The 23,917-nt window shown below is 71.6% G+C and carries 21 protein-coding genes and 1 pseudogene; 9 read left to right on the top strand and 13 right to left on the bottom strand.

Annotated features, from left to right (window positions below):
• The first annotated feature begins 88 nt into the window (after window positions 1-88).
• Genes ACFY7C_RS06105 through ACFY7C_RS06090 form a run of 4 tightly spaced genes read left to right on the top strand, consistent with a single transcriptional unit; the run spans window position 89 to window position 4,642 of the window.
• Window positions 89-931: a nitrilase-related carbon-nitrogen hydrolase gene (locus tag ACFY7C_RS06105; RefSeq protein WP_389644427.1), complete on the top strand. Its 843-nt coding sequence runs from the start codon at window positions 89-91 to the stop codon at window positions 929-931.
• On the top strand, window positions 928-2,208 hold the full coding sequence (locus ACFY7C_RS06100; RefSeq protein ID WP_389644424.1) for an aspartate aminotransferase family protein: 1,281 nt from the start codon (window positions 928-930) through the stop codon (window positions 2,206-2,208). Before ACFY7C_RS06105 ends, ACFY7C_RS06100 begins: the two co-directional genes overlap by 4 nt.
• A 19-nt stretch (window positions 2,209-2,227) precedes the next feature.
• Window positions 2,228-3,631, top strand: a complete 1,404-nt coding sequence (hydA, locus tag ACFY7C_RS06095) for a dihydropyrimidinase (RefSeq protein WP_389644421.1) — start codon at window positions 2,228-2,230, stop codon at window positions 3,629-3,631.
• 12 nt (window positions 3,632-3,643) lie between these two features.
• Entirely contained in the window at window positions 3,644-4,642 is a 999-nt protein-coding gene (locus tag ACFY7C_RS06090) for a TIGR03842 family LLM class F420-dependent oxidoreductase (protein WP_389644418.1), read from the top strand.
• Between the two features lie 278 nt (window positions 4,643-4,920).
• On the opposite strand, the gene modA is transcribed toward ACFY7C_RS06090, so the two are convergent.
• The 3 genes and pseudogenes from modA to ACFY7C_RS06075 all read right to left on the bottom strand — a co-directional run bounded on the left by modA (window position 4,921) and on the right by ACFY7C_RS06075 (window position 6,803).
• Entirely contained in the window at window positions 4,921-5,739 is an 819-nt protein-coding gene (gene modA, locus ACFY7C_RS06085; protein ID WP_389644415.1) for a molybdate ABC transporter substrate-binding protein, read from the bottom strand.
• A 105-nt stretch (window positions 5,740-5,844) separates the two neighbouring features.
• Window positions 5,845-6,234, bottom strand: coding sequence for a molybdopterin-binding protein (locus ACFY7C_RS06080; RefSeq protein ID WP_389644412.1), 390 nt, complete (start codon window positions 6,232-6,234; stop codon window positions 5,845-5,847).
• Between the two features lie 109 nt (window positions 6,235-6,343).
• A pseudogene (locus ACFY7C_RS06075) lies at window positions 6,344-6,803 on the bottom strand (molybdopterin-dependent oxidoreductase).
• A 224-nt stretch (window positions 6,804-7,027) separates the two neighbouring features.
• Here ACFY7C_RS06075 and ACFY7C_RS06070 point away from each other — a divergent pair.
• Window positions 7,028-7,300 (top strand): PucR family transcriptional regulator, encoded by a 273-nt coding sequence (locus ACFY7C_RS06070; protein WP_389644409.1) that lies wholly within the window; start codon window positions 7,028-7,030, stop codon window positions 7,298-7,300.
• Window positions 7,301-7,318: 18 nt separating this feature from the next.
• On the opposite strand, the gene ACFY7C_RS06065 is transcribed toward ACFY7C_RS06070, so the two are convergent.
• Window positions 7,319-7,717: a molybdopterin-binding protein gene (locus ACFY7C_RS06065; RefSeq protein ID WP_389644406.1), complete on the bottom strand. Its 399-nt coding sequence runs from the start codon at window positions 7,715-7,717 to the stop codon at window positions 7,319-7,321.
• A 494-nt stretch (window positions 7,718-8,211) separates the two neighbouring features.
• Here ACFY7C_RS06065 and ACFY7C_RS06060 point away from each other — a divergent pair, with 494 nt between their 5' ends.
• Window positions 8,212-11,505: a S8 family serine peptidase gene (locus ACFY7C_RS06060; protein ID WP_389644404.1), complete on the top strand. Its 3,294-nt coding sequence runs from the start codon at window positions 8,212-8,214 to the stop codon at window positions 11,503-11,505.
• Between the two features lie 401 nt (window positions 11,506-11,906).
• On the top strand, window positions 11,907-12,422 hold the full coding sequence (locus ACFY7C_RS06055) for a hypothetical protein (protein WP_389645991.1): 516 nt from the start codon (window positions 11,907-11,909) through the stop codon (window positions 12,420-12,422).
• Window positions 12,423-12,548: 126 nt separating this feature from the next.
• Here ACFY7C_RS06055 and ACFY7C_RS06050 read toward each other — a convergent pair whose 3' ends face one another.
• From ACFY7C_RS06050 to ACFY7C_RS06030, 5 genes are all read right to left on the bottom strand, one after another.
• Window positions 12,549-13,238, bottom strand: a complete 690-nt coding sequence (locus tag ACFY7C_RS06050) for an FG-GAP repeat domain-containing protein (RefSeq protein ID WP_389644401.1) — start codon at window positions 13,236-13,238, stop codon at window positions 12,549-12,551.
• On the bottom strand, window positions 13,235-14,197 hold the full coding sequence (locus tag ACFY7C_RS06045) for an endonuclease/exonuclease/phosphatase family protein (RefSeq protein ID WP_389644399.1): 963 nt from the start codon (window positions 14,195-14,197) through the stop codon (window positions 13,235-13,237). The genes ACFY7C_RS06050 and ACFY7C_RS06045 overlap by 4 nt, the downstream gene beginning before the upstream one ends.
• A 165-nt stretch (window positions 14,198-14,362) precedes the next feature.
• Window positions 14,363-15,148, bottom strand: a complete 786-nt coding sequence (locus ACFY7C_RS06040; protein WP_389644397.1) for a DeoR/GlpR family DNA-binding transcription regulator — start codon at window positions 15,146-15,148, stop codon at window positions 14,363-14,365.
• 119 nt (window positions 15,149-15,267) lie between these two features.
• Window positions 15,268-16,851 (bottom strand): serine/threonine-protein kinase, encoded by a 1,584-nt coding sequence (locus ACFY7C_RS06035; protein WP_389644395.1) that lies wholly within the window; start codon window positions 16,849-16,851, stop codon window positions 15,268-15,270.
• A gap of 132 nt (window positions 16,852-16,983) precedes the next feature.
• The gene (locus ACFY7C_RS06030) at window positions 16,984-17,232 is read right to left on the bottom strand and encodes a hypothetical protein (RefSeq protein ID WP_389644392.1); all 249 of its coding nucleotides are present in this window, start codon (window positions 17,230-17,232) and stop codon (window positions 16,984-16,986) included.
• 133 nt (window positions 17,233-17,365) lie between these two features.
• Here ACFY7C_RS06030 and ACFY7C_RS06025 point away from each other — a divergent pair, with 133 nt between their 5' ends.
• Window positions 17,366-17,518: a hypothetical protein gene (locus ACFY7C_RS06025; protein ID WP_389644390.1), complete on the top strand. Its 153-nt coding sequence runs from the start codon at window positions 17,366-17,368 to the stop codon at window positions 17,516-17,518.
• An 82-nt stretch (window positions 17,519-17,600) separates the two neighbouring features.
• Here the strand turns inward: ACFY7C_RS06025 and ACFY7C_RS06020 are convergent, their stop codons facing one another.
• From ACFY7C_RS06020 to ACFY7C_RS06005, 4 genes are read right to left on the bottom strand one after another with little or no spacing between them, the layout of a single operon-like run.
• Window positions 17,601-19,130: an ABC transporter ATP-binding protein gene (locus ACFY7C_RS06020; protein ID WP_389644388.1), complete on the bottom strand. Its 1,530-nt coding sequence runs from the start codon at window positions 19,128-19,130 to the stop codon at window positions 17,601-17,603.
• Window positions 19,127-19,966, bottom strand: coding sequence for an ABC transporter permease (locus tag ACFY7C_RS06015; RefSeq protein ID WP_389644385.1), 840 nt, complete (start codon window positions 19,964-19,966; stop codon window positions 19,127-19,129). The genes ACFY7C_RS06020 and ACFY7C_RS06015 overlap by 4 nt, the downstream gene beginning before the upstream one ends.
• A complete protein-coding gene (locus ACFY7C_RS06010; protein ID WP_389644383.1) occupies window positions 19,963-21,006 on the bottom strand; it encodes an ABC transporter permease in 1,044 nt (347 codons plus the stop codon). The genes ACFY7C_RS06015 and ACFY7C_RS06010 overlap by 4 nt, the downstream gene beginning before the upstream one ends.
• Window positions 20,991-22,550 (bottom strand): ABC transporter substrate-binding protein, encoded by a 1,560-nt coding sequence (locus ACFY7C_RS06005; protein ID WP_389644380.1) that lies wholly within the window; start codon window positions 22,548-22,550, stop codon window positions 20,991-20,993. Before ACFY7C_RS06005 ends, ACFY7C_RS06010 begins: the two co-directional genes overlap by 16 nt.
• Window positions 22,551-22,904: 354 nt before the next feature.
• Between ACFY7C_RS06005 and ACFY7C_RS06000 the strand changes: the two genes are divergently transcribed.
• Window positions 22,905-23,900 (top strand): TauD/TfdA family dioxygenase, encoded by a 996-nt coding sequence (locus tag ACFY7C_RS06000; protein ID WP_389644377.1) that lies wholly within the window; start codon window positions 22,905-22,907, stop codon window positions 23,898-23,900.
• Window positions 23,901-23,917 lie beyond the last annotated feature (17 nt).

The following is a 23,917-nucleotide window of genomic DNA, read 5'->3' as shown; positions in this document are numbered from 1 at the left end:
CCGGGCTGTGACGGGGCTTACGTTCTCCTCCTACGCACCGCGTCTACGTGCGTAGAGGCTCTCTGACGCCGTGCCGAAGGAGCAGCTCATGACCGACGTCGTACGCGCCGCGCTCGTCCAGGCGACCTGGACCGGCGACACCGAATCCATGATCGCCAAGCATGAGGAGCACGCCCGCGAGGCCGCCCGGCAGGGAGCGAAGGTCATCGGGTTCCAGGAGGTCTTCAACGCCCCGTACTTCTGCCAGGTGCAGGAGCCCGAGCACTACCGCTGGGCCGAGCCGGTGCCCGACGGCCCCACCGTGCGCCGGATGCGGGACCTCGCCCGGGAGACCGGGATGGTCGTCGTCGTGCCCGTCTTCGAGGTCGAGGGAGCCGGCTTCTACTACAACACCGCCGCCGTCATCGACGCCGACGGCACCTACCTCGGCAAGTACCGCAAGCACCACATCCCGCAGGTGAAGGGCTTCTGGGAGAAGTACTACTTCCGACCGGGCAACGTCGGCTGGCCCGTTTTCGACACCGCCGTCGGCAAGGTCGGCGTCTACATCTGCTACGACCGCCACTTCCCCGAGGGATGGCGCCAACTCGGCCTCAACGGAGCGCAGTTGGTCTACAACCCGTCGGCCACCCACCGCGGTCTCTCCTCCTACCTCTGGCAGCTGGAGCAGCCCGCCGCCGCCGTCGCCAACGAGTACTTCGTCGCCGCCATCAACCGCGTCGGCATCGAGGAGTACGGCGACAACGACTTCTACGGCACCAGCTACTTCGTCGACCCGCGCGGCCAGTTCGTCGGCGACGTCGCCTCCGACAAGGAGGAGGAACTCGTCGTCCGCGACCTCGACTTCGGCCTCATCGACCAGGTCCGGCAGCAGTGGGCCTTCTACCGCGACCGCCGACCCGACGCCTACGACGGGCTGGTGCAGCCGTGAGCAGCCTCTACGAACGCCACCGCGCCGTCGCCCCCGACTGGCTCGCCCTGTACTACAAGAACCCCATCGAGCTCACCCACGGCGACGGCCGATACGTCTGGGACGCCGACGGCAACCGCTACCTCGACTTCTTCGGCGGCATCCTCACCACGATGACCGCCCACGCCCTGCCCGAGGTCACCAAGGCGGTCGCCGAGCAGGCCGGGCGGATCATCCACTCCTCCACCCTCTACCTCAACCGCCCGATGGTGGAGCTCGCCGAGCGCATCGCCGCCCTCTCCGGCATCCCCGACGCCCGCGTCTTCTTCACCACCTCCGGCACCGAGGCCAACGACACCGCCCTCCTCCTCGCCACCGCGTACCGCCGCTCGAACCAGATCCTGGCGATGCGCAACAGCTACCACGGCCGCTCCTTCTCCACCGTCGGCATCACCGGCAACCGCTCCTGGTCGCCCACCGGCCTCTCCCCGCTCCAGACCCAGTACGTGCACGGCGGCGTCCGCACCCGCGGGCCGTACGCCCAGTTCACCGACGAGCGGTTCGTCGAGGCCTGCGTCGCGGACCTGGAGGACCTGCTCGGCCAGACCAGGGACGTCGCCGCCCTCATCGCGGAACCCGTCCAGGGCGTCGGCGGCTTCACCTCCCCGCCCGACGGGCTCTACGCCGCCTTCCGCCGGGTCCTCGACCGGCACGGCATCCTGTGGATCGCCGACGAGGTGCAGACCGGCTGGGGCCGCACCGGGGACCACTTCTGGGGCTGGCAGGCGCACGGCCAGGCAGGACCGCCCGACATCCTCACCTTCGCCAAGGGCATCGGCAACGGCATGTCCATCGGCGGGGTCGTCGCCCGCGCCGAGATCATGAACTGCCTGGACGCCAACTCCATCTCCACCTTCGGCGGTTCGCCCGTCACCATGGCCGCCGGGCTCGCCAACCTCACGTACCTCCTCGAACACGACCTCCAGGGCAACGCCCGCCGCGTCGGCGGCCTCCTCATCGAACGGCTCCGGGCCGCCACCGCCGGCATCGACGCCGTACGCGAGGTGCGCGGACGCGGACTGATGATCGGCCTCGAACTCACCGAACCGGGCACCGACCGGGCCGACCCCGACGCCGCGGCCGCCGTCCTGGAGGCCACCCGCGCGAACGGCCTGCTCATCGGCAAGGGCGGCGGCCACAACACCAGCGCCCTGCGCATCGCACCCCCGCTCTCGCTCACCGTCGCCGAGGCCGAGGAAGGCGCGGCGATCCTCGAACAGGCCCTCCGTTCCCTCTAGTTCGCAGGGGAGAAGTCCCGTGAGCACCCGCACACTCATCAGGGGCGGCCTCGTCGTCACCGCCGCCGACGAGCTCCACGCCGATGTGCTGATCGAGGACGGGCGGATCGCCGCCCTCGCCGCCCACGGCTCGGACGCCGCCGCCGGCTGGACCGCCGAGCGCGTCATCGACGCCACCGACCGCTATGTCATCCCGGGCGGCGTCGACGCCCACACCCACATGGAGCTCCCCTTCGGCGGCACCTTCGCCTCCGACACCTTCGAGACCGGCACCCGCGCCGCCGCCTGGGGCGGCACCACCACCATCGTCGACTTCGCCGTCCAGACCGTCGGCAGCACCCTGCGCGAGGGCCTCGACACCTGGTACGCGAAGGCCGACGGCAGGTGCGCCGTCGACTACGGCTTCCACATGATCCTCTCCGACGTCAACGAACACACGCTCAAGGAGATGGACAAGCTCGTCGAGGAGGGCATCTCCTCGTTCAAGCTCTTCATGGCTTATCCCGGCGTCTTCTACAGCGACGACGGGCAGATCCTGCGGGCCATGCAGCGCGGCGCCGCCAACGGCGGGCTGATCATGATGCACGCCGAGAACGGCATCGCGATCGACGTCCTCGTCGAGCAGGCCCTGGCCCGGGGCGAGACCGATCCGCGCTACCACGGTGAGGTCCGCAAGGCCCTGCTGGAGGCGGAGGCGACGCACCGGGCGATCCAGCTCGCCCGGGTGGCGGGCTCGCCGCTGTATGTGGTGCACGTGTCTGCGGAGGAGGCGGTGGCGGAGCTCGCCGCCGCCCGGGACAAGGGCCTGCCGGTCTTCGGGGAGACGTGTCCGCAGTATCTGTTCCTGTCGACGGACAACCTCGCCGAGCCGGGCTTCGAGGGCGCGAAGTACGTGTGCTCGACGCCGCTGCGGCCGCGCGAGCACCAGGCGGCGCTGTGGCGGGGCCTGCGGACCAACGACCTCCAGGTGGTGTCGACGGACCACTGCCCGTTCTGCTTCAAGGGGCAGAAGGAGCTGGGCGTCGGGGACTTCTCCAAGATCCCCAACGGGCTGCCGGGCGTCGAGAACCGCATGGACCTGCTCCACCAGGCGGTCGTCGACGGGCACATCTCCCGGCGCCGCTGGATCGAGATCGCCTGCGCCACCCCGGCCCGGATGTTCGGCCTGTACCCGCAGAAGGGCACGATCGCGCCGGGCGCGGACGCCGATGTGGTGATCTACGACCCGCACGTCACGCAGACCCTGTCGGCGGCCACCCACCACATGAACGTCGACTACTCGGCGTACGAGGGGAAGAGCGTCACCGGACAGGTCGAGACGGTGCTGTCGCGCGGCGAAGTCGTCATCGAACAGCGGAAGTTCACCGGGCGCGCCGGCCACGGCAGCTTCGTCCCCCGCTCCACCTGCCAGTACCTGAACTAGGAGGCCGCCGAAGTGGACTTCGGACTCGTCCTGCAGACCGACCCGCCCGCCTCGCAGGTCGTCGGCCTGATGCGCCGGGCGGAGCGCAACGGCTTCCGCTACGGGTGGACCTTCGACTCGGCCGTGCTGTGGCAGGAACCGTTCGTCATCTACAGCCAGATCCTGGAGCACACCACCAAGCTCCACGTCGGCCCCATGGTGACGAACCCGGGCACACGGACCTGGGAGGTGACGGCCTCCACCTTCGCCACCCTCAACGACATGTTCGGCAACCGGACGATCTGCGGCATCGGCCGCGGCGACTCCGCCATGCGCGTCGCGGGCCGCAAGCCGAACACCCTGGCCCGGCTCGGCGAGGCCATCGACGTCATCCGTGACCTGGCGGAGGGCCGGGAGGCGGACGTCGACGGCAATCCGGTCCGCATCCCGTGGGTGAAGGACGGGAAGCTGCCCGTGTGGATGGCCGCGTACGGCCCGAAGGCGCTGGCCCTCGCCGGGCAGAAGGCGGACGGCTTCATCCTCCAGCTCGCCGACCCCTTCCTCACCGAGTGGATGGTCAGGGCGGTCCGTGAAGCGGCCGAGGAGGCCGGCCGCGACCCCGCCTCGATCACCATCTGCGTCGCCGCCCCCGCGTACGTCGGTGACAACCTGGCGCACGCGAGGGACCAGTGCCGCTGGTTCGGCGGCATGGTCGGCAACCACGTCGCCGACCTGGTCGCCCGCTACGGCGAGCACTCCTCGATGGTCCCCGACGAGCTCACCGCGTACATCAAGAACCGCCACGGCTACGACTACTCCCACCACGGCCGTGCCGGGAACCCCTCCACCGACTTCGTCCCCGACGAGATCGTCGACCGCTTCTGCCTCCTGGGCCCCGCCGAGACCCACATCGCCAAGCTCCGCCACCTCCGCGACCTCGGCGTCGACCAGTTCGCCGTCTACGCGATGCACGACAACCGCGAGGGCACCATCGACGCGTACGGCTCGGAGGTCATCCCGATGCTCACCTGAGCGTCGCGATGGGGCGGCCCATCAACGACGCCGGCGTACGACCGACGCCGCTGACACCGGCGGCGCGGCCTCGATGAACGCGGGGGCGGGCTGCGGGCCGAGCCCGCGGCCCGCCCGCGTTGAGGGCCAGGCCGTCGGCCGTTGCCTGCCGGCCCAGGCATTGCGGCCCGGCATCCGGGCGACCCAGGGGAAGCGGGGGTTCCTGGTCACCGCGCACGCGAGGGGCTGTCCGCCCCCCGAGACGGACAGCCCTCGCGGTCCGACCTGACCCCGCCCCGCTACGGCTTCTGGAAGCCGGCGTCCTGAAGGATCTTCTGGCCCTCGGGCGAGCTCAGCCAGGCGACGAACGCGGCTGCGGCCTCGGCGTTCTTGGACTCCTTCAGCGTGGCGGCCGGGTACTTCGCGATGGCGTTCTGGACGTCCGGGATCTCCACCGCGTCGACCTTGTCCTTGGCGCTCTCGGCGTCGGTCTTGTAGACCAGACCGGCGTCGGCCTCGCCGAGTTCGACCTTGCTGAGCACGGCGCGGACGTTGGGCTCCTGGGAGACCGGCTTCACCGTGATCTTCTGGGCGTCGAGGATCTGCCTGCTGTACTTGCCGGCCGGGACCTCGGGCGCGGCGAGCACGACCTTGAGCTTGGTGTCGGCGAGGTCCTCGAGGCCCGCGACCTTGTGGGGGTTGCCCTCGCCGGTGGCGATGACGAGCCGGTTCTTCGCGATGATCGCAGGGGTGCTCGTGTCGGCCTCCACCTTGTCCATGCTCTTGGTGTCGGCGGTGACCAGGACGTCGGCGGGCGAGCCCTGGGACACCTGGGCGACGAGCTCCTGCGAGCCGGCGAAGGAGAACCTGATCTTCGTGCCGGGGTGCGCCTTCTCGTACGCGGCGCCGGCCGTCTTGAACACGTCGGTCAGCGAGGCGGCCGCCAGGACCGTCAGGTCGGCCGCCGGCGCGGCACCGGCGGACCCGGAGGCGGTGGACCCGCCGGTGTCCTTCCCGGTGCCGTCGTCGGACGAGCAGGCCGCGAGCGGCACGAGCAGCGCGGCGGTGAGCGCGGCGGCAGCGGAGCGACGTCTTGCGACGGTCAGGATGGGGGACATGAGGGTCTGAACTCCTTGGGAACGAGCGGAAAGTGCGGGAGGGGCCGGTCGCGCCGACGGCCGAGATCTCTCGGTGCTGCGTGAGGGGTCAGCTGTGGTCAGCTCTCAGGTGCGGTCGATGTGCACGCTGGTCGACTTCACGCGGGCGGTGGCCTGCACGCCGACTTCCAGTCCCAGCTCCTCCACGGCCTCGCGGGTGAGGAGGGAGACCAGCCGGTGCGGACCGGCCTGGATGGTGACCTGGGCCGCGATGTCGCCGAGCTTGATCCCCGTGACGATGCCGGGGAAGGCGTTGCGCGCCGAGGTGTACGACGCGTCGTCTTCATCGCCTTGCGCGATCACCACGGAGAACGCCGCAAGCGACTTGCCGTCGATCACGCGCCGGCCGCTCTCGTCGCGGTGGGTGGTAACCCGGCCCGCGTCCGCCCAGCGCCGCGCGGTGTCGGGGCTGACGCCCAGCAGCCTTGCGGCCTGACCGATGGTGTAGGACTGCATGTGCGACACCGTAGGGCGCATTCGCCCTCATCTGCAACAACATCGTGGGACTCTCCATCGCGGATGCGAGGCGCCTTGGAGGAAGGGACGAGGAGGGGCGGGCGGCGTCTCAGCCCTCGGGCGGGTGGATACCCGGAAGCCGTGGCGTCCCGATCCAGATCCCGGTGGCGGCGCTGACGTAGCGGGCGCCGCAGCGGTCGGACGGCATGACGAGCTGGGCGCCGGCCATGTCGAGTTCCTCGTCGTCCACGCGGGTGGCGAGCAGGACGGGCGCGTCGCCGAAGTCGGCATCGATCTCCGCCCAGGAGAGGGCGGTGTGGTGTCCGTCGCCACCGCTCACGGCCAGCAGGAAGCGGGAGCGTTCCGTGCGGCGGACGGGGTCGAATCCGGCTCGTGCCACGGCCGCCACCTCGCGCGGGAGTGGTCCGACGAAGGTGTGGTGCTGCGGTCCCGCCGTCGCGCGGTCGAACACCACTTCGGCCCCGGTGCTGCTCCCACCCTGCACGCAGATCGGCGACGGTGAGCGTGGCCGGGAGGGCCACGTCCCCCCCCCAGAGCGCGAGCGCGATGGATCCGGCGTGGGCGGGCGCGGCTGGGCGAAGTGGGGCCGCTGATCGACGCCTGCCACCCGGAGATCGCGCTGCACGTCGGGGTCAGTGCGCCGGCCGCCGCGTCGTCCGGGCTGGACTCGGCGCTTGTGCAAGCCCGTTACGCCTTGGCGGCGGCCCGCGCGGCGGGGCCGTCGTCCGCGTGCGTCGCCGGCCTCGCTGACCTCGACGGACTGGGCAGGCTGATGGCCACAATCCCCGCCGACGTGCGGAACGCGTACCGCGAGACGGTCCTGGGGCCGCTCGTCGCCGCCGGCCGGGGATCGAGTGCGATGCTCCTGGAGACCTTGGCGGTCTTCCTGGCCCACGACTGCTCCTGGGCGAGGACCGCCGAGGCCCTGCGCATACACGTCACCACGGTCCACTACCGCGTCGAACGCATCGGGGCGCTCACCGGCCGGGATCTGTCGCGACTCGACCACAAGGTCGACCTGCGCGCGGCACTCCTCTGCCGCTGAGATCCAGCAGGGGAGGGGTCAGGGCAGATCGATGTGCACGCTCGTCGACTTCACCCGGGCGGTCACCGTGACACCGACATCGAGCCCCAGCTCCTCGACCGCCTCACGCGTCACCAGCGACACCAGCCGGTGCGGACCGGACTGGACCTCCACCTGCGCGGCCACGTCGTCGGCCCGCACGGCGGTCACGATCCCCACGAAGGAGTTCCGGACCGAGGTCGGCACGTCGTCCTCCGGGACGGCGTGGAGCCCGGCGCCCCGCTCCTGAGCGAAGCGGGCCAGGGCCGTCCCTTCGATCACCCGCTTGCCGGACCCTTCCCGCTCCATGCCCAGCTTGCCACCGTCCGCCCACCGGCGAACGGTCTCCGGACTCACTCCGAGCAGCTGCGCGGCCTGCCCAATGCTGTACGACGGCACAACCGCACGATAGGCCACGCCCTCCCCTCGCCGTCTCAGCGGGTGAGCCCTGGCCGGGTGCCACGGGGTGTGATGCCTTCTCGGGGCCTGTGCGCTGTCATGCCACCCCCTGGGCGCGGGGAGGAAGGTCGACCGGTCGGTCCGGTCGCGAAGCGAGGCCCCACCCGGCGGCCCGCACGGCTCTCGGGGAGAGGCAATCGGCAGTTCGCCGTCTACGTGACGCTCGACAACCTGTCCTTCGCCGTCAGTCGCAGTCAGCCGCCGCGAGTCGCCGCAAGTGGCGACGCAAACGCATGGACGGGTGGTCGACGGGCTGGGGAGTATCGCGTCCCATGGCGAAGGGGAGATCGACTCCGTTACGGGGGCGCCCCTTTCGCCGACGTGAGACAACCGAAGGGGAGGGACGCGTGGTGACATCCACACCACGATCGAGGCGAGCTGGCTCCGCCAGAACCGTCGCCTTCATCGCAGCCTCGGGACTGTGCCTGTCAGGGGTGGGCCTGGCCGGTCCGGCTCAGGCATCGGAGATCCGGCCGCGGCAGCAGTCGATCGCCGCCGCCGGGTCGGAGACGGCGGCACCGGATCAGCGGGTCACGCTGATCACCGGTGACCGGATCACGCTGCAGGGAGGCGATCCGAGCCGTGCCGCCATCGATCCGGGAGCGGGCCGAGGCGACGTCACCTTCCGTACGCACCGCCTGAAGGACCACCTGTACGTCGTACCGTCCGACGTCCAGGACGAGATCGCGAGCGGACGCCTGGACCGGCGGCTGTTCGACGTGACCGGTCTGATCAAGGCCGGGTACGACGACAGGTCGACCACGGCGATCCCGGTGATCGTGACGTACGCCGACCATCAGAAGGCCGAGAAGACCCCGAAGCGGTCGGCCGCGCCGGGGACGACGGTGACCCGTCGGCTGCCGGGCGTCAACGGCGCGGCCATGAAGGTGGACAAGGCGAAGACCGGCGCGTTCCTGACCGGCGCCACCTCGGCACGATCCACCACGGGCGTCGACAGGATCTGGCTCGACGGCAAGCGGGAGATCAGCCTCGACCGGTCCGTCCCGCAGATCGGCGCGCCGACCGCGTGGCAGGCCGGGTACACCGGCAAGGGCGTGTCGGTCGCCGTCCTCGACACCGGCATCGACGCCTCGCACCCGGACCTGGCCGGCCGGGTGGCCGGCGCGAAGAACTTCACCGACGAGACGGCCGAGGACCTGGTCGGCCACGGCACCCACGTCGCCTCGACGATCGCCGGCACCGCGGCGGCCTCGGACGGCCGGTACAAGGGCGTCGCGCCGGACGCCACGCTGTACGACGGCAAGGTGTGCGAGCAGTTCGGCTGCCCCGAGTCGGCGATCCTCTCCGGGATGGAGTGGGCCGCCAACGAGGTGCACGCGAAGATCGTCAACCTCAGCCTCGGTGGTCCCGACACACCGGAGACCGACCCGCTCGAGGAGGCCGTCGACCGGCTGACCGCGCAGACCGGCACGCTGTTCGTGATCGCGGCCGGCAACGGAGGTCCCGATGAGCGCACGGTCGATTCCCCGGGCAGCGCGGATGCGGCGCTGACCGTCGGCGCGGTGGACGGGCAGGACGGGCTGGCCGGCTTCTCCGGCCGCGGCCCGCGCGTCGGCGACGGGGCGATCAAGCCCGACGTCACCGCGCCCGGTGTCGGCATCGTCGCCGCCAAGGCGACGAAGTCGAGCATCGGTACGCCGGTGGGTGACCACTACCTGCGGCTCGACGGCACGTCGATGGCGACCCCGCACACCGCGGGCGCGGCGGCTCTGCTGGCGCAGCGGCACCCGGACTGGACGCCCGCCGAGCTGAAGGGCGCGCTGATGGCCTCGGCGAAGCCGGCCGCCGGCCAGACCGCCTTCCAGCAGGGCGCCGGCCGCGTCGACGTCGCCAAGGGCATCACACAGAGCGTGATCGCCGAGCCGGGCAGCATCTCGTTCGGCACGGCGAGTTCACCGCATGACGACGACACCCCGGTGACCAGGACGCTCACCTACCGCAACCTCGGCGACCAGCCGGTGACGCTCGACCTGACGGCGACGCTGGCCGGTCCCGACGGAGCCCCGGCCCCGGCCGGAGCGATCCGGCTCAGCGCGCACACTCTCACCGTCGCGGCCGGCGGGACCGCGTCGGTGCAGGCGACGTCCGACACCAACCACAGCGGCCCGGACGGCGGCTACTCCGGCCGGATCACCGCGACCGGCGGTGACATCACGGTCGGCACCGCGATCGCGGTGGTCATGGAGGAGGAGAGCTACGACCTCACCGTCACAAGTGTCGGTCCCGACGGGGAGCCGACGGCAGCCTCGGGTGTGGTGTTCGGGCTCGACAAGGACGTTTTCACCTGGTTCTACGAAGCCGACGGTACGTCGAAGCTGCGGCTGCCCAAGGGCGAGTACGCGCTGCAGAGCACGATCGACTTCCCCGCCCCGGACGGTCAGGGCGAAGCCTCCTACCAGCTCGTCCAGCCGAGTCTGCGGCTGACCGAGAACACCAGCGCGGTCCTCGACGCGCGGAACGCCAAGCCCGTCAAGGTCACGATGCCGCAGTCCGAGGCCGAGGTCGCGATCGCCGACATCGGCTACCTGCGGCGGTCCGCCGACGGGCTCCGCCGGCTGGACTCGGGAAGTCTGTTCCGGAACCTCGACCACGTCTACACCGCACAGGTCGGCGCGTCGTTGCCGCCGGAGCAGATGAGCAGTCACATCTCGTCGCAGTGGGGCAGGCGGTCCGCCGACGGGACGTTCACGAAGACGCCGTATCTGTACAGCCAGCTCGACACCGTACGGGGCGGCTTCCCGACCGGATTCCAGCGGGACGTCGAGACAGAGGATCTGGCCGTGGTCGACCAGACCATCAACGCCAGCTCCGACCGGCGGGTCGAGCGGATCGTGTACGGCGATGCGCCCGACGCGGGCGGAGCCTGGGCGGTCGGACTGACCAACGAGGCCCCGATCACCACGAAGCTGCTGCTGGTCGGCGACGATTCGGTCACCTGGCGTACCAGGATCGAGGAGGTGATCCCGCACCCGGATCCGAACAACCCGATGCCGATCACGATCAGCGCCCTGACCACACGGCCCACGCACTACACGGCCGGCAGGACCTACAGTCAGCGGCTCAACGCGGCGGTCTTCAGCCCCGCGCCGATCACCGCGAGCAGGACGGGAGACCTGCTGCACCTCTCGGCCGGCGCGGCGCTGGACGCCGACGGGAACATGGGCGGCAGCCTGACCGACTCCCAGTACAGCAAGCTCTACAGGGACGGACAGCTCATCGCGGAGGAGCCGTTCTTCGGCTCCGCGAACACGAGCGGGCTGCCCGCCGGGGAGGCGACGTACCGGCTGGAGACCTCCCAGACGCGGCAGACGTACTCGACGTTCAGCACCAGGACCGACCTGACCTGGACGTTCTCCTCGGCCGCGACGACCCGGGAGACGCTGCTGCCGATGCTCGCCGTGCGCTACAAGCCGAACGTGGACAGCGAGAACGCCGTCGACCGCAGGCCGGTGACCGCGCTGCCCGTCGAGGTCGCCGCCCAGCCCGGTGCGTCGCTGCCGGACATCAGGAAGCTGGAGATCCAGGTCTCCGGAGACGACGGCAAGACCTGGCGGAAGGCCATGGTCGTACCGACCGGCAAGGGCACGTACACGGCGATCTTCCCCACTCCCAGGGACGCCGGAACCGTCTCCCTGAAGGCTCACCTGATCGACGCCGCAGGCGGCGTCACCGATCAGACCGTGATCGCCGCGTATCCGCTCCGCTAGCGAATCCGAGGGATCGGACGGCTGGGTTCAGGAGTTCGGCGAGACGCTCGACCGGGGATTCCCGGTCGAGCGTTTTGCGTAGGACGGGGAATGGTGTGCCGGGTGTGCCTGGTGTCACGTCGGCCGGCGTCACATTCCGAGGGGCTGCGGTGTCTTGAGGGTATGACCGAACACGCGGAACAGACCAAGACGGGACCCGTCCTCGCGCCTGGGCCGTTTCGATCGGGCTCCTCGTCGTCGCGTCCGCCGTCTCGCTCCTCACGCTGCCCGCCGCGGAGGACCTCACGGGCGGGTGGGCGGTCGAGCGCGGCTGGGTCGACGAGCAACGGCCGTGATCGTCCCACGCATCGCGTCGAAGTCGTCCGCTCATCGAATGCACAGGGAAAGAGGGAGTGTTCATCATGATCACCAGCGGTTCTGCATCCACTTCGAAGCCGCGCAGGCGAGCGACGCTCATGAGGTTCGCCGCCGCGTCGCTCGCCGTGGTCGCGGTCGGCTTCGGGGCAGTCGGCAGCGCGAATGCCGGAGTTCCGGAAAAGGGGCGGGTCGAGGTGCTCGAACTCAAGGTGCAGAACGATCAGTACACGGCTGTCGATCTCGGCCCCGCGGGGCCGAGCCTCGGTGACATGGACGTGTATTCCGGCACGGCGATCAAGGACGGGCGAAGTGTCGGACGAGGGGGCGGAACCTGTCAGGTCATTCATCTGAAGGGCGAAGAACTCACGTCGCAGTGCGTGATCACGATGGAAGTCGCCCAGGGTTCCGTGACGATGCAGTCGTTGTGGACGAAGGGAACGGCTTCCCTCGACATGGCCGTCACCGGCGGCACGGGCATTTACCGCAACGCTCGGGGCATCGCCCGCTTCTGGGACATCGCGACGCCGAACGAGAGGGCGCGGCTCGAGATCCAGCGCTGAGCGAGCGCGATACCGGGCGGGATGCCGGGCGCGAGGCGCGGGCGGGCGAAGGCTTTCTCCGCCCGCCCGCGCTCACCCGGACCGGACCGGACCGGACCGGATCGGATCGGACCGGATCGGATCGGATCAGCTCAAGGCGCTGTAGACCGACCAGTCGCCCGCGCCGACCCTCGTCGAGGGGCCGTCGGGCGGCGTGCCGGTGGTGTCGTCCACCTCGCCCGCGTAGAACAGCAGGGTGTGGACGCCCGAGGCGTCCACGGCCGTGGTCCACATGTCGGCGACCCTGTCGCCGTTCGCGTCGTGGGCGCCGGCGATCAGGGGCCGGCTGGCGGTGGTGTAGCCGCTGCCGTAGGGGATACGGGCGCCGAAGGAGCCGATCGGGCGGGGGATCGTGCCGTTCGCGTCCTTGACCCCGTCGCCGCCACGGTAGAGGTACAGGACGCCCGTGCTGCGATTGCGGGCCAGGAAGTCCGGGAAGCCGTCCCCGTCCGCGTCACCGGCGGCCGTCAGGTCCATCACGCTCCAGCCGCCATGGCCGACCCGCACGGGGGCCTTCACCGACGGGGCGGAGCCGGGCAGACCGTCGTAGCGGAACAGCTCGTCGGAGACGGGGTTCTGGACCACCACATCGGGGAAGCCGTCCCCGCCGGTGTCGCCGACGCCGATCACCTTGGCGCCGCTTTCCAGGCCCGTGGCGAGCACCTGGTACGTGTCGACCTGCCCGCCGCCCCTGTTCGGGTAGAGGCGCAGCTCGGTGCCGAAGCGGGCGACCACGTCCTCCAGGCCGTCGCCGGTCCAGTCGCCGCGGTGGGTCACGGAGGTGCCGGCCCACTGCTTCGACGCGTGGACGGAGACCGATGGACCGTGGTTGCCGGTGCCGTCCCCCGGGTGCAGCCGCAGGCCGCCCTACGGCTGCGGCTCGGGTCCCTCTGGCCCAAGGGCCAGCTCTGCCGCGTGTGTTCGTCGCTGGTGTAACGGTGCAGACCGCCCGGCTGGGCGGTGAAGTCAGCCAGGCTGGACGAGGTCTCACGGGCGTTCAGGTCGCCGCCGATGACCAGGCCCTTGGCGAAGTCGTCCTTGAGAGTGCTGCGGATCCGCGCGGACTGCTTGGCGCGGGCGTTCTCGGCCGCCTCCGCGCCGTCCCCGGGGATCAGGTGCGTACTGCACACCTTGTCGGGCCAGCCTTCCAGGCGCCCGCACAGTGCGGGCAGCACCCGGTTCGCGTAGGCGGAGGCGATGGTGGGGTCGTCCTTCGGCATGGTGTCGAAGCGCTGCACGTCCTTGAGGGTCCCCTTGACCCCGAGGACCACCCCGACATCACCGCCCACGGCGCCACGGCAGTCGCTGTTGTAGACCGTCTCGCCTCCGGGGCGCTTCTCCGGGCGATTGCCCTTGGCGAAGGCGAACTGCCAGCCCTCCGTGCCGAGGGTCGTCTCCAGATGGGCCAGATGGCTGCTCGCCTTGTTCTCAGGGACGTCCCCGTCCCCGTAACCGCAGGTCTCCTGGAGCAGCAGCACGTCCGCGCGGTGCTGTCGGGCGAGGGAGGCGACGGCGGCGACCTTGGCCGCGACGTCGTTGCGGCGGGGGCAGTAGCCCGTCTGTGTGCGGGCGCCGCCCGCCTCGCCGCAGATGTTCCAGGAGATCACCCGCAGCACCGGCTTGGGCGCTGTCGGCACCTCCTCCGCGACCGTCTGCGGAGCCCCTACCAAGGAGGCGACCACCGCTCCCACGGCCAGAAGCCCCCCGGCCGCCCCTTTGCGTCTTCCGAATGCCATGGCCCTTGCGGCCCCTTTCGTACGCGGGGGCAAGCGGCAGGTCCACGTCTACGGTGCAGAAGCGCGACAGGGCCGGCGAGCCGCCCCACCGGTGACAGGCGCCACGCTATGCGGCTCGACCGCCGGGGAGTCGGGGGAAGGCCGCGACGACGGCTGTGGTGGCTGTCAGACGCAGTGGACGTCGACGCCCTGCTGGGTGAGTTGTTCGACTAGGTCGTCGGGGGCGTCGTGGTCGGTGACCAGGACGTCGATCTCCGCGATCGTGCAGACCCTGGCGAAGGCCCGTCGGCCGAGTTTGGTGGAGTCGGCGACGACGACGATCTTGTCGGCTCGTTCGGCCATGGCCCGGTTGGCGCTGGCCTCTCCCTCGTCGTGGGTGGAGGCGCCGAAGCCCGGGTCGACGGCGTTGACGCCGAGGATCGCGTAGTCGAGCGACAGGCCTTGCAGGACGGCGGCGGTCAGGGGGCCGGTCAGCTCGTACGACTGGGGGCGGGCGACCCCGCCCGTCACGACGGTCTTCACATACGGGCGGACGGCCAGCTCGTTGGCGATGTTCACGGCGTTGGTGACGATGGTCAGTGCGGTCCCGGAGGTGTGCTCGGCCAGGTCGGGGCGGGTGGCCAGTTCGCGGGCGACTTCCGAGGTGGTGGTGCCGCCGGTGAGGCCGAGGACGGCGCCGGGCGGGACGAGGGCGGCCGCGGCGCGGGCGATCCGCTGCTTCTCGTCGGCCTTGCGGGCGGTCTTGTAGCGCAGGGGCAGGTCGTAGGTGACGCCGCTGAGCACCGCACCGCCCCGAGTCCGGGTCAGCAGCTGCTGGCGGGCGAGTTCCTCCAGGTCACGGCGGACGGTCGCGGGGGAGACGTCGAGCAGCTCGGCGGCCTCGCCCACCTCGATGCTGCCCCGCTCACCGAGCGCGTCGAGGAGCCGCGTCCAGCGCTCGTGTGTGCCCATCACCCAGCTCCTCACCTTGTCCCACGCCCATGCTCCGGCGTGCTCCGGGGGCACAGCGTAACCGCGGCGCGCGCCGTCCGGAGACCGTGGCGTCCAGGGCGTCCGGGCGGCCCAGGGGCCTATCGGACGATCGGCTTGCGCATGTCGTCGCGGATCTTGCGGGTCTCCGCGGCAGCGACGTCAAGAGAGGCGGTGGCCGGCTCGAACGAGACGGAGCCCACGGTGTTGTCGTCGGCCCAGGCGCACACGGTGAGGTAATTGACCATCTCGCAGCTGAACTCGACGTCGGATCCGGGCAGGCGGAACTCCTGGCGCGGCACGAGGCTCCTCGCATCGAGGGCCTCGGTCACGGCGTTCATGTGCGCGTCCCGTTGCCGCTCCGGGTCCTTGAGCCGGCCGTACCAGCCGGACACCTGCAGGGTGCCGAACCTCGACTTCGAGGTACCGGTGTAGGTGATGGAGACGCGCGTCGCGTCCTTGGTGACGGCATCGTCCTCCATGGCGCTGGGCGAGTCCGATCGTCCGGCGTCCTGGACGTAGGTGCCTCCCATGATCGAGGTGGGCAGGGTGAGCTCGTGGGTGGCCTCGGGGAACGGTTTCTCCGGCTCTTTCAGTGCGTACGTGGCGTAGACGGCCCCGCCGATCAGGAGCAGGGCCACCGCCAGCACGGAGGCGACGACCACGCCAGGGCGCCGCACGCTCTGCGGAGCGGCCGTCGGCTCCTGGGTCCGGGGCTCGGCGGTCGGGGTGGCGGTGACGGTCGCGGCACTCTCGATGGCACCGGCGGTGGGGGTGGCGGTCGGCGTGGGCGGGGCCGACCGGGCCGGTGTGGGCAAGGCGGGTGCGGACACGGTCGGGGTGTACGAGGGCGGGGCATCCGAGTGCGGGGCATCCGAGGGCGGTTCCGGGGACAGGAGGTCCAACAGCCGCTCTGGCGTGGGCCGTTGCGCCGGGTCCTTCGACAGGCAGTCGGCGACCATCGGCCGTATCTCACCCGGCAGGGCGGACAGGTCCGGTTGTTCGTGCACCGAGCGGTACATCAGCGCCATCGGCGTGCCCTCTCCGAAGGCGCTGCCGCCAGCCGCCGCGACCAGCACCGCCCCCAGCGCGAAAACGTCTGCCGCGGGGCCGACTTCGAGTCCCTGGGCCTGCTCGGGGGCGAGGAAGCCGGGCGTGCCGAAGGCCGTGCCGGTGGAGGTGAGCCGGGTCGACTCCAGGGCGCGGGCGATGCCGAAGTCGAGGACGCGGGGGCCGTCGTCGGCCATGATGATGTTGCCCGGCTTGAGGTCGCGGTGGATCAGCCCGCAGGCGTGGATGGCCTGCAACGCCTCCGCCAGGGCGGCGCCCAGCAGGCGCAGTCGCTCCTCGTCCATCGGGCCTCGCTCGCCGAGCATCCTCGACAGCGTGGGCCCCGGGATGTAGGCGGTGGCCAGCCAGGGCGTCGCGGCGTCCGGGTCGGCGTCGACGACCGGCGCCGTGTGGAAGCCGCCGACCTTTCGGGCGGCCTCGACCTCGGCCCGGAACCGTGCGCGGAAGTGCGGATCGGCGGCCAGCTCGGGCCGGGCCACCTTGACGGCCACGGTGCGGCCGCCACGGGACCGCGCCAGGTACACCGTCCCCATGCCGCCCGCACCCAGTTCCCGCTCCAGGGTGTACCCGCCGATGCGTCCCGGCAGGTCCCCGCCCTCCGTACCCAGCCCCATGTGTGGCACGCTCCCCCGTCGCGATCCGGATGCGCGTCCAGTATGCCTGCGGGCGATGGCCGGCGAACTACCGGACTGCTCGCGCCACTTGGCCTCTACGAGGCGGGGGAGGGGGAGCCGGGGCGGCCGCCCTCATCGGGGCTCCCTGTTCGACACGTACGCCCAGCAGCGGCAGGTGCCGGACGGTGCGAGTTCCCCGGTGGCGAAGTCGTCTCCCGTGCACTGTCCGGTGCCGCCCTCGTGGTCGTAGCTCTGGTGCTTGCAGGTGCGGCACCATTCCTTGGGCGTCTGGATGAGGAGCATCGGCAGGAGGCCGACGAGGAGGATCGCCGCGAAGACACCGCCGGCGATCAGGAGTTTCGTCAGGAGGGTCTGGTCCATCCGCCAACCTCCGGTTCAGGCGGTCGGTTCCGCCTCTTGTGGAGTATGCACAAGGCCGAGTAGGAAGGTGAAGCCCGGGAGCGATGCGCGGACCTGTTCGTCGCCCCGGACACGCCGGGCGGAGGAGTCGGACGTGGTGGTGACGATACTGCTGGCCGTCCTCATTCCCGTCGGTCTGCTGGCGCTCGGTCTGGGGGCCTACTGGCTGTGGGTCCACTTCGGGACGGACGAGCCGTGGCCGTACGGCGGTGGCGGGGACTCCGGTGACACGTGGGGCGGCGCGTAGGCCGCCACCCTGGGGGCGGCCCCCCCCGCCTGCCGAACCGGCCCCCGCCTGCCGGGCCGGGGCCGGTCCACGCTTCCTACGGTCATTCGACCGGTACGGCTCCCAGCAGCGCCGCCGTCACGGGGTGGGCGGGGCGGGCGAAGAGCTCCGCCGTGGGGCCGTGTTCGACGATCCTGCCTTCCGACAGCACCAGCATGCTGTCGGTGCGGTCCGCCACCAGACGCAGGTCGTGGCTGATCAGGACGAGGGCGAGGTTCCTCCGGGCGCGCAGTTCGCCCAGCAGGTTCATGACGGCCTCGGCGGTCTCCGGGTCGAGGGCGGAGGTCACCTCGTCGCAGACGAGGATGTCGGGGTCGGCCGCCAGGGCCCGGGCGATGGAGGCGCGCTGGCGCTGGCCACCGGACAGCTCGTGGGGGTAGCGGGCCACGAAGTCGGCGGGAAGGCCGACCTGTTCGAGGAGCTCCAGGACCCGTTCGTCCCGCTGCGGGCGGGGGGTGCGGTCGTGGAGGGCGAGGGGACGGCGGATGGCCGCGCCGATGGTGCGGCTCGGGTTGAGCGTGCCCAGGGGGTTCTGGGGGATGAGCTGGACGGCGCGGCGCTGTTCGCGGTTGCGGCGCGTGGCGGAGGCGGGCACCGCGTCGCCGTGCAGGGTGACGGTGCCGCCGGTGGCGGGGTGCAGGCCGACGACGGTGCGCATCAGCGTGGTCTTGCCGGATCCGGACGCCCCGACCAGGCCCAGGCTGCCGCCCGTGGGCAGGGTGAAGTCGATGCCGTGCAGGGCCGGGACGCGGCGCCCGCGGTGGGTGAAGGCGGCCGTCAGACCGGTGACCGTCAGCAGGGGAGACGCGGCGGGGCCGTCGGAGGCGGCTCGGGGAGAGGGGATACGGGCGGGCCGCGTGGGTGTTCCCGCGTGGAGTTCCACGACCTCGTCGGCGAGCCGGCTGACGAGATCGGCGTCGTGGCAGGACAGGGCGATCGCTATGTGGTGACGCTCCGCCAGGTGACGCAGGAGCTCGCCGATCTCGTCGCGCAGGTGCGGGTCGAGGCCGGCCGTGGGTTCGTCGAGGAGGAGGACCGCCGGGCGGCGGGCCAGCGCGCGGGCGAGGGCGACCCGCCGCTGCTGGCCCCCGGAGAGGCCACCGGGGCGGCGGTCGGCGAGGTCTCCGTCGGTGGGGAGCCGTACCTCTTCGAGGAGCGCGGTGATGGCCCCCGGGCCGCGGTCCGCGGCGACCTCGGCGAGCAGGCGGCGGACCTTCATCCGGGGGTTGAGTCCGGAGCCGGGGTCCTGGCCGACGTACGCGAGGCGGTGGCGCCGCAGCTCGCGCAGCTCCGCGTCGGGCAGGGCGAAGGGGTCGTGGCCCAGGACGTCGACGGTGCCGGCCGACCTGCGGGCGCCGGGGGGCAGGACGCCGGCGACGGCCCGCAGCAGGGTGGTCTTCCCGCAGCCGGACGGGCCGGTGAGGGCCACGACCCGGCCCGCGCGGAGTTCGAGGCCGCCGTTCTCCAGGAGCGGGCGGCCGTCGGGTCCGGTGACGGTCAGGCCGTCGACGCGCACGGCGGTCCCGTCCGCCGACGGCTGCTGGTCCGTGTACCAGTCGGGCATGTGGTTCACAGCGCGGTCACCGCCTTGCGGCCGCCGTGCGGGACGAGCGCCGAGGCGGCCAGGTTGACGCTCATGGCCAGCAGGCCGATGGCGATGCTGGGGGCCAGCACGGCCCAGGGGTTGAGGAGGATGCCGCCGGCGTTCTCCCGGATCATCAGGGCCCAGTCGGCGGCGGGGGGCTGGGGCCCCACCTGGAGGAAGCCGGCCGTGGCGACGACGTACACGGCGGCGACGAACCGCAGTCCGAACAGGGCGAGCAGGGTGGCGCGCAGATTGGGCAGGACCTCCCTGACCACGAGCTGTCCGAGGCGCTCGCCGCCGGCCGCCGCCGCCTCGACGTAGCCGGACGCCACGACGGGTGCGGCGGCCGCCGCCACCAGCCGTACCGCGTACGGCACGCCGAGGACGTACGCGGCGGCGATCAGCGCGACGCGCCCGCCGGCCGGCCAGGACAGGGCGACCAGCAGGATGCCGAGGACCGGCGGCAGCAGCATGAGGACGTCGGCCGCCCTGTCGATGGCCCGTCCGATCCCCGGGCGCAGGGCGGCGACCGTGCCGAGGACGGCGGCCGTCCCGGTGACGAGCGCGGCCACGACGAGGGAGGTCGCGATGAGCGCGCGCCCGCCGGCGAGGAGCCGGGTCCAGACGTCGCGGCCGAGCTGGTCGCCGCCGAGGAGGGCTCCGTCGCCGGCTTCCGCGTACGGGGCGGTGAGCGGGGCGTCGATGGCGTGCGGGGCGAGCCACGGCCCGGCCACGGCGAGGAGCACCAGGAGCAGTGCGGGGAGGGTGCGCGGCAGCGTGGCCCGGAGGGGTCGGGTGCGCCGCGCGGGAGGTGCGGTGGTCACAGGCGTCCTCCGGAGGCCCAGGCCCGGACGAGGTCGGCGAGCAGGAGTACGCAGGTGATGACGGCGCCGGTCACGGCGACGACTCCGGCGATGACGGGGCTGTCGCGGTCGGTGACGGCGCCCGCGAGAACGGCACCGAGCCCGGGGTAGTTGAAGATGGTCTCCACCACGACCGCGCCGCCCAGGAGCATGCCGGTGGAGGTGGCGATGCCCGCGGCGACGGCGGGCAGCGCGCCGGGCAGCACGTGGTGCAGGAGGACGCGGTGGCTCGGGAGCCCGTCGAGGACGGCGGTCTCCACGTGCGGAGCCCTGGCCTCGTCGGCGAGGGCGGCCCGGACGATCCGGGTGTTCCAGCCGATCTGCGGGACGGACAGCGCGATGACCGGCAGGACGAGCATCTGCCAGGACGCGGGCGCGCCGTCGCTGTCGGCGAGGGTCACGGCCGGCAGCCATTCCAGCCATTGGGCGAAGACCAGCACCAGCGCGACACCGACGACGAATTCGGGCAGTGCGAGTACGGCCGTCGCACTGCCGGAGATCGCCCGGTCCGTCCTGCCGCCGGGCCTGAGCGCGGCCCAGCCGCCGAGGGCGAGCGAGGCGAGGAGCGTGACCAGCAGGGCCAGGCCGCCGAGCAGGAGCGTGTTGGGGAAGGGGCGGGAGAGCAGGTCGGCGACCGGTTCGCCGCGCGCCGAGGTGCCCAGGTCGCCGGTGGGCAGGCCGGTCATCCAGTCCGCGAACCGTTCGAGCACCGGGCGGTCCAGGCCGAGCAGCCGGCGCCGCTCGGCGAGGTCGGCGGCGCTCTCGCCGCGTTCGGAGGTGGCCGTCGCCGCGTCTCCCGGGAGCAGCTCGACGGCGGCGAAGAGGGTGGCCAGGAGGGCGGCGAGCAGCAGGGCGCGGCGCGCGAGGAGGCCGAGGAGGCGCAGCAGGGGGCCGAGGAGGGGGACACCCGCGAACGGCCGGGGCCGGGACGGCGCGGAGGTCTTCCCTCCGGTCGTCCCGGTGCCCGGCCGCGCGGCGGTGTCCGTCAGCGGTTCAGCCATGCCCGCTCGAGCTGGACCCGGCCGTAGCCCGGGAGCGTGGGCAGGCCCTGCACGGCGGCGTTGGCGAGGTCGATGCCGTCGGCCATGCCCCACAGCAGGTAGCCGGAGGATTCGTACTGGATCTTCTGTACGTCGTGCAGCAGCTTGGCGCGGGCCGCCGGGTCCTTGGTGGCCATGGCCGTGCGGTACGCGGCGTCGAAGGCGGGGTCCTTCCAGCCGGTCTCGTTCGTCCCGCTCTCGGAGACCAGGACCTTGCTGGCGAAGAAGACGACGGAGTCGTTGGTGCCCCAATAGGTGGTGTAGAGGTCGCCCTTCAGCCAGGTCTTGTCCCAGAAGGTGCCCGACTCCTGCTTGACCACCTTGATCTTGACGTCCGCCTCGCGGACCTGGGTGGCGAAGAGAGTGGCCATCTCGGCGAGGCCGGGGACGTCCTCGGTCGTCATCAGCTCGTACGTCTTCGACAGGTCGAAACCGGCCTCCTTGAGCAGCGACTTGGCCTTCGCCAGGTCACGGGTGCGCTGCGGAAGGTCCTTGGCGTAGCCGGGGTCGCCGGTGCCGAGGATGTCGTTGGCGACCGTGCCGTACCCGGACAGCACCTGCTTGACCATGGCCTCGCGGTCGACGGCCAGGCGCAGCGCCTCGCGGACCCTGGGGTCGGCGAAGGGGGAGCCGGCGGCGGTGCGCATGACGATCGGCATCGCCATGTCGTTGGCGCGGCGGACGACCTGGACGTCCTTGCGCTTCTCGGCGGTGCGGGCGGCGACGGCACCGACGTTGGAGGCGACGTCGATCTGGCCCGCGAGCAGGGCGTTGGCCATGGCCTGGGGGGACTCGAAGATCTTGACCTCGATGGCGTCCAGGAGGACCTTGCCGCCGTACCAGTCGTCGTTGCGGACGAGGCGGGCGTTGCCGCCGCGGAACCACTCCAGCTTGAAGGGGCCGGTGCCGGGCGCCTTCTCGATGTCCTTGTCCGTCGTGCCCTTCTTGATCACGAAGGTCGTCAGGCGCATGAGCAGCGGGAGTTCGGCGTTGGCGTAGTCGGAGACGAGGACGACGGTGTCCGTGCCCTCGGCCTTGATGTTCTCGGCCTTGATGCCGGGCAGGCGCGAGGCGCCGGACGGGGTGCCGCGCAGCCGGCGGAGCGAGAAGACGACGTCCTCGGCCGTGACGGGGGTGCCGTCGTGGAACTTCGCTCCCTTGGCGAGGGTGAAGCGCCAGGTCTTCATGTCGTCCGAGGAGGTCCAGGACGAGGCGAGGCGGGGGAGGGTGTTCGGCTTGGTGCCGGGGACGGTGAGGGTGTCGTAGACGAGCGACAGGATGAGGTAGTCGGTCTCGTTGGCCTGACTGCCGTGCGGATCCCGGGTGATGGCGTTCGTCCGGCCGAGGGCGCCGACGCGGAGGGTGCCACCGGCCTTGGGCTTGGCGGTGGAGTTCTTGGCGGAGTCGGGGGACGAGCTGTCGCCGTCGGCTCCGCAGGCTGCCAGCAGGGCCGTCGCGCCGATGCCGCCACCGGCCCACAGCAGTTGCCGTCGATTCAGTTCCACGCGTCCGTCCTTGCGTCGTTCAGACCGAAAATCATTTTACTTAGGTGTGCCTACCCTAAGAGGCGTGGTCGTGACAAGGGGGCAATCGCTTACCGGACGCGATGTCCGAAATCTTCTCCGCATCGGTGGTGAACAGGCGATTTAACGGTGAACTAACGTCCGGCAAAGGCGACTTGTTCTCGTCAGTAAGGCTTGCCTTACCTAAATAGCGCTGCTACTTTCCCAATTGATCACTGACGCGGCCACGTCATCCAGGCCTCCGGTTCTCACGGGGGGCCTTTCCTCGCATGCCCTCTTCCGGCCTCGCGCCCGGTCTCCTCCCGTACGCCCGCAACGGAAACGGAACACTCAGCCATGACTCCGGCGACCGCCCCCGCCCCCGTCCGTGCGCTCGATGCCGCCACGATCGACGAACTGACCCGAGCGGCGCAGAAGATCCTCGACGAGTTCGGCAGCTCGGCCACCCGGCCCGAACTCCTCGAGCGCGTCGCCGAGACGGCGGCCGGCCTGAGCGAGACGACTCGACACCACTGCCGCCCGGTCGACACCGCGGACGGCCTGTTCGTGCTGCGCGGCCTGCCCCTCGACGACGCCGAGATCGGCCCCACACCGCTGAGTTGGGCCGCCGCGGGCGACAGCGGCGCCGTCTGGGACGTGCTGTTGCTGCTGCTCGCCACCGTGATGGGCAACCCCATCGCCTGGGCCGGCCAGCAGGACGGCCGCTTCGTCCACAACATCGTCCCCAGCCCCGGCCACGAGCAGGAGCAGACCGGCGCCAGCAGCGCCGTCCTGCTCAGCCCGCACACCGAGGACGCCTTCCACCCCGGCCGCGCCCACCTGCTGATGCTCGGCTGCATGCGCAACCACGACCACATCGCCACCACCGCCGCCAGCATCCGCAAGACCCGGCTCGCCGACGAGGACGTGGCGCTGCTGGCCCGCCCGGAGCTGCCGATCCTGCCCGACGACGCCTACGCCGAGGCGCAGGGATTCGACGGCCTGCCGCCGAAGGTGCCGACCGTGTGGGACTCCGGGGAGGGCCTCACCCTCCGCTTCGACCCCGCCTACACGCCGCTCGACGACGCCACCCCCGAACACCGCGCCGCGTACGGGCGGTTGGCGGACGAACTGGCCCGCGTCTCCGTGGCCGTCAGCCTGGAGCCCGGTGACGTCCTGGTCGTCGACAACGACCTCGTCGTCCACGGCCGCGTGCCCTTCCAGGCCCGCTACGACGGCACCGACCGCTGGCTGAAGCGCGCCTCCGTACGCGTGCCCGGCCGCCGCACCCGGCCCACCGCCGAGGCGGACGAACACGGCTACGGCCAGGCCGCGATCCAGGCGTACGCGTGATCCGCGCGCGCCTCATC

Source organism: Streptomyces sp. NPDC012769, from assembly GCF_042901205.1.
Lineage (GTDB): Bacteria > Actinomycetota > Actinomycetes > Streptomycetales > Streptomycetaceae > Streptomyces.
The sequence above is the reverse complement of the archived record's forward strand: the minus strand, read 5'-3'. Positions and strand labels throughout refer to the sequence as shown.